We start from the raw sequence: 5,193 nt of genomic DNA, 5'->3' as shown, positions 1-5,193 counted from the left end.
CTGCTGGAGGGTTCCAAGCAATTGCTGCTGCTGCCTTTCGCCACGACTACGGCCTCGTTCCCCAAGATGGTGCGCGATCTTTGCCGAGATGAGGGCAAGGAGGCCGACCTCACGATCCGTGGTGAGGATGTCGAGCTCGACAAGCGCATTCTCGAGCTCATGAAGGACCCGCTTACCCACTTGCTGCGCAACAGTATCGACCATGGCGTCGAGCTCCCGGAGGAGCGCACCCGGCGTGGCAAACCGGCCCGGGCGACCATTACGCTGGCGGTGTCACAAATTAGCGGTAGCAAGGTGCAGCTGCTCGTGTCCGACGACGGCGCCGGCATCGACACCACCAGGGTGAAAGAGTCGGCAGTCAGGCGCGGGACTATCACGGCAGAGGATGCGGCCACAATCGGCGAGTGCGAGGCTCAGGCGCTGATTTTCGGGTCCGAAGTGTCCACCAGCCCGACCATCACGCAATTGTCCGGACGGGGATTGGGCCTCGCGATCGTACGCGAGAAGGCAAACAAGCTGGGCGGCGAAGTCTCGGTCGAAAGCCGCTTGGGCCTGGGGACCACCTTCCGCGTCATCGTGCCGGCGACGCGGGCAACATTTCGCGGCATTCTGGTCGATGCCGCCGGGCGATTACTGGTGATACCGACCGCGCAGGTGGAGCGGGTGGGGCGCGCCAGGCCCGACGACGTTAAAACCGTCGAAGGTCGCGAAACCATCTCGTTCGACGGGCGCGCGGTCGCCCTGGTATCACTGGCCGACACACTGGAGCTGGCGCGCATCGAACAAAAAGACACGCCGCCCGGTGGGGTGCCGGTCATTATCGTCGGCAGTGGCGACCAGCGCATCGCGTTCGCCGTGGATGCGGTTCTGGAGGAGCAGGAGGTGCTCGTTAAGCCGCTGCGCAAGCCGTTGTCGCGCGTGCGTAATATCGCCGCCGCCACGTTGCTGGGCTCCGGCCAGGTCGTGCCCATACTCAATGTGGCGGACCTCCTCAAGTCGGCCCAAAACGTTGCCGGCACAGCGGCGCGCAAGGCCATTCCGACGGCGCCAGCGCAAGCCGAGACCAGGAGAATTCTCGTGGTCGAAGATTCGATCACGTCGCGGATGCTGCTTAAAACCATTCTGGAGTCGGCGGGGTATGACGTTAAAACCGCGCTGGACGGGATGGAGGGATTCGCCCTGTTACGGACGGAACATTTCGACCTGCTCGTCTCCGACGTGGAGATGCCACGCATGAATGGCATCGATCTCACCGCGCGCGTCCGCGCGGACCCGAAACTGGCGGATCTGCCGGTGGTGCTGGTGACGGCGCTGGCAACACGCGAGGACCGCGAGCGCGGCGTCGACGCGGGCGCCAACGCCTACATCGTCAAGGGCAGCTTCGATCAGAGCAACCTGCTTGAGGCAGTTGGACGGTTGATCTAACGAGTGGATATTCCATGAGTGAAGGCAAGATCAACGTGCTGTTGGCGGAGGATTCGCCGGTGACGCGAATGTTCCTCGTCCACGTGCTTGAATCCGATCCGCGGATCCGCGTCGTCGGCGCTGTCGGTGACGGCTCAGCCGCGGTGGATTTCGTTGTCAAGAACAAACCCGACGTGGTGCTCATGGACCTGTACATGCCGGTGCTGGATGGCTTCGAGGCTACGCGCCGCATCATGGAACAACAGCCGCTGCCGATCGTCATCTGCAGCGCTGTTGTAGATCCGAGAGAGATGGACATTACATTCCGCTCGCTGGAAGCCGGCGCGGTCGCCTGCATCGAGAAGCCGACCGGTAGCGGACATGCCGATTTCGAAACGACGGCCGCGAACCTCCTCCAAACGGTGAAATTGATGTCGGAGGTGAGTGTCGTGCGCCGGACCCGCAAGCTGTGGCCGGCGCCTGTACAGGTGGCGTATTCCTCAAAATGGCAGAACACCCGGCGGGATATCAAGCTGATCGCCATCGGCGCGTCCACTGGTGGCCCGCCGGTGTTGCAAACGATACTTGCAAGCCTGCCGAAGTACTTTCCCGCGCCAATACTGCTCGTGCAGCACATTGCGCGCGGCTTTGTGGACGGCATGGCCGAGTGGCTTAACCGTACCACCAGTTTACAGATACAAATTGCATCCTACGGCACTGTCCCGCTGCCAGGGCGCGTTTACCTGGCGCCCGACGATTTCCACATGGGGGTCGGCGCGGGCGGCTGGATTGTCCTGACCCGGGAGGAACCGGAGCATCACGTGCGACCGGCAGTGTCGTTCCTGTTTCGTTCGCTGGCCGCGGCGTACGGCCCAGGCGCGCTGGGTGTGTTGCTCACCGGCATGGGCAGTGACGGCGCAGCCGAGTTAAAACTGCTCAAGGACACGGGCGCGACCACGATTGCGCAGGACCGCGAAAGCTCGCTGGTGCACGGCATGCCGGGAGTAGCCATTGCCCTGGGTGGTGCCACGCATGTGCTGTCAGCCGACAAGATAGCCGATGCGCTGGTCGCGCTGGTCAGCAACAGAAACGGGATGCCGACGAACTGAGGTCATGGTCACGAATCCGCAACCCGGGCCGCCCGTGAAAATCCTGATCGCGGAAGACAGTCCTACCCAGGCGCAGGTGCTGCGGCACATGCTCGAAAAGCAAGGCTACGAAGTCGCCAGTGCCAATAACGGTCGCGCCGCCTTGGAAATGGCGCCCCGGTTCGGCCCCGCGCTGGTCATCAGCGACGTGGTCATGCCGGAAATGGACGGTTATGAACTTTCGCGTCGGATGAAGGCGGACCCTGGTCTTCGCCATATCCCGATGATTCTCGTCACCACCATGTCTGATCCCCAGGACGTGATCGAAGGACTGGCGTGTGGTGCGGATACCTTCGTTCTCAAGCCGTATGACGAGTTTTATCTGCTCGGTCGCGTACGCTACGTGCTCCTCAATCGGGAAACGCGGCGGGTGAACGATGTGGGTCCGGGGTCGACATCCATTTCAACGGCCAAAAGCATGTCATCAGAGCCGATCGTGTGCAGATCCTCAACCTGCTGCTGTCAACTTACGACGCCGCCATCCAGCGCAACAGGGAACTCAACCGCAGCCACGAAGAACTCCAGTCACTCAATGCCAGGGTCGATGCGGCCAACAAGGAACTGCGGGCGGCGAACCACTTTCTCGATTCGGTGATCGAGAACATCCCCAACATGGTCTTCGTCAAGGATGCTCAGAGCCTCAGGTTTGTGCGCTTGAACCGCGCCGGGGAGGAACTGCTGGGCTATGCGCGGGATGACCTGCTCGGCAAGTGCGACCATGACGTGTTCCCCACGGAACAAGCTGATTCCTTCACCGCCAGGGACCGCGAGGTGCTGATGGGCAGCACGGTGGTGGATATCTCCGAGGAGCCGATTCAAACCCGCGGCAAGGGCACTCGGATCCTGCACACCAGGAAGGTGCCGATCCTGGATGAGCATGGCGAGCCACGCAATTTGCTGGGGATTTCTGAAGATGTCACTGAACAAAAAGAAAGCGAGCGACAAATCCAGACACTGAACGCCACGCTAGAGCAGCGGGCCGCCCAACTCGAAGCGGCGAACCACGAGCTGGTGTCGTTTTCGTATTCCGTGTCTCACGACCTGCGGGCGCCGCTCCGACACATCAACGGCTACCTTAAAATGCTAGTGGAGGATACCGCGGGGCAGCTGTCTCCCGATGCAGAGCGCTATGTGCAGGTGGTTATAGACGCCAGTCTGCGGATGGGCCAACTGATCGACGATCTACTGGCATTTTCACGCATGGGACGGGTCGGGATGCAGGAATGCAACGTCGAACTGGCGGACCTGGTAGGAGAAGTTATGCGCGACCTGGAAATGACCACCCATGATCGCGACATTGCCTGGCACATCCGCTCGCTGCCTGCGGCGACTGGCGATCGCGCGATGCTCAAGCAAGTGTTCGCCAACCTGCTGGGCAATGCGGTGAAGTACACCCGTCATCGCGAGCCAGCGGAAATCGAGGTCGGTAGTGCCGGGGAGGAGAATGGGCATCTAATCCTGTTCGTACGCGACAACGGCGCGGGTTTCGACATGCGGTATGCGGATAAGCTCTTTAGAGTATTCCAGCGGCTGCACTCGGCAAAAGAATTCGAGGGCACGGGGATCGGCCTGGCCATTGTGGAGCGAATCGTGGCGCGGCATGGCGGCCGGGTGTGGGCCGAGGGGGAGCCGGATAAGGGCGCTACTTTTAGTTTCACGCTGAGCCCGTCGGGATCAGTGCAATGACAATGAACGAAGAACATTCCGGCGCCTCCTGAACCGCGCGAAAATAGTGCGCAGCGTAGGCTTCCGTAATGATATAACCTCCGACGCCGGGTTGCGCAGCCACCAGGATCCTCAACGAGTCATTCGCTTGCCTGATAACTTCTCTGCAACGAAAGGACAATAGCTGAGAGTGCCCGGTGTCCTGCTGCATCTGGATCGGCGGCACTGCAAACGCCAGCACAACGTGCGGGGGTTTGCGGGCTCTACGCCGCCGAAGTTGAAGATATGGATGAGCTTGCGGTAGATTTTGTGAAAAGCGCCACGCCGAGACATTGGGGAGCCTCCGATCAAGCCACACTCTGTCATCTCGGCCTGAGAGAGAGATCCTGTAACTCCATGAATCAACTAGTTTCTTTACGGCGAAAGATTTCTCGCGGAGTTTATCCTGAATACAGTGAAAAGCTTCGAAATGACACTTGTTCAGAGCTTCCTTACTGAGCTCGATTGCGTAGCCAGGCTTGAGCGTTGTCCGCATCTGGTATAGACCTGTATGACACTGCCGATCATCGCACTGCTGCCACTTTTGACCGCGTGGCTGCCGGCAGTACTTGTACCCCGCGGCCGCAACGCCTGTGCGTGGGCCGCGGCTGCGATCACTGCGCCGGCGCTGCTCTTGCTTTTGCGACTCGCGCCAGGCGTTTTTGCCGGCGAAGCGATCGAGGCTGACTGGCCCTGGATTCCCGCGCTGGGACTGAACGCATCGTTTCGGCTGGACGGGCTCGCGCTGCTGTTCGCCCTGCTGATTTTGAGTTTCGGTGTGCTGGTGATTCTTTACGCGCGCTATTACCTGTTGCAGCGCGATGGCGTAGCGTTGTTCCATGTTGAGGCGGGCAGCGCCTCACCGCCCTTGCTGCTGGTGCATGGTTGGTGTTGCGACCATGCGTACTTTGCGCCGCAGTTCGAACACTTTGTGGAT

General features: G+C 60.8%; 4 protein-coding genes. All 4 read left to right on the top strand.

Translation table 11 applies throughout. The features are described 5' to 3' along the window. Positions 1–1,425 (top strand): response regulator (locus H0V34_03105; GenBank protein MBA2490724.1); only part of this gene is annotated, 1,425 nt, incomplete at its 5' end. Between the two features lie 14 nt (positions 1,426–1,439). Further along, positions 1,440–2,513 (top strand): chemotaxis-specific protein-glutamate methyltransferase CheB, encoded by a 1,074-nt coding sequence (cheB, locus tag H0V34_03100; protein MBA2490723.1) that lies wholly within the window; start codon positions 1,440–1,442, stop codon positions 2,511–2,513. A gap of 477 nt (positions 2,514–2,990) precedes the next feature. Then, complete coding sequence (locus H0V34_03095) at positions 2,991–4,238, top strand: PAS domain-containing protein (GenBank protein MBA2490722.1); 1,248 nt, start codon at positions 2,991–2,993, stop codon at positions 4,236–4,238. Positions 4,239–4,767: 529 nt separating this feature from the next. After that, positions 4,768–5,193 (top strand): hypothetical protein (locus tag H0V34_03090; protein MBA2490721.1); only part of this gene is annotated, 426 nt, incomplete at its 3' end.

Source organism: Gammaproteobacteria bacterium, assembly GCA_013696315.1.
Lineage (GTDB): Bacteria > Pseudomonadota > Gammaproteobacteria > JACCYU01 > JACCYU01 > JACCYU01.
This window is presented reverse-complemented; position numbering and strand designations above follow the sequence as displayed.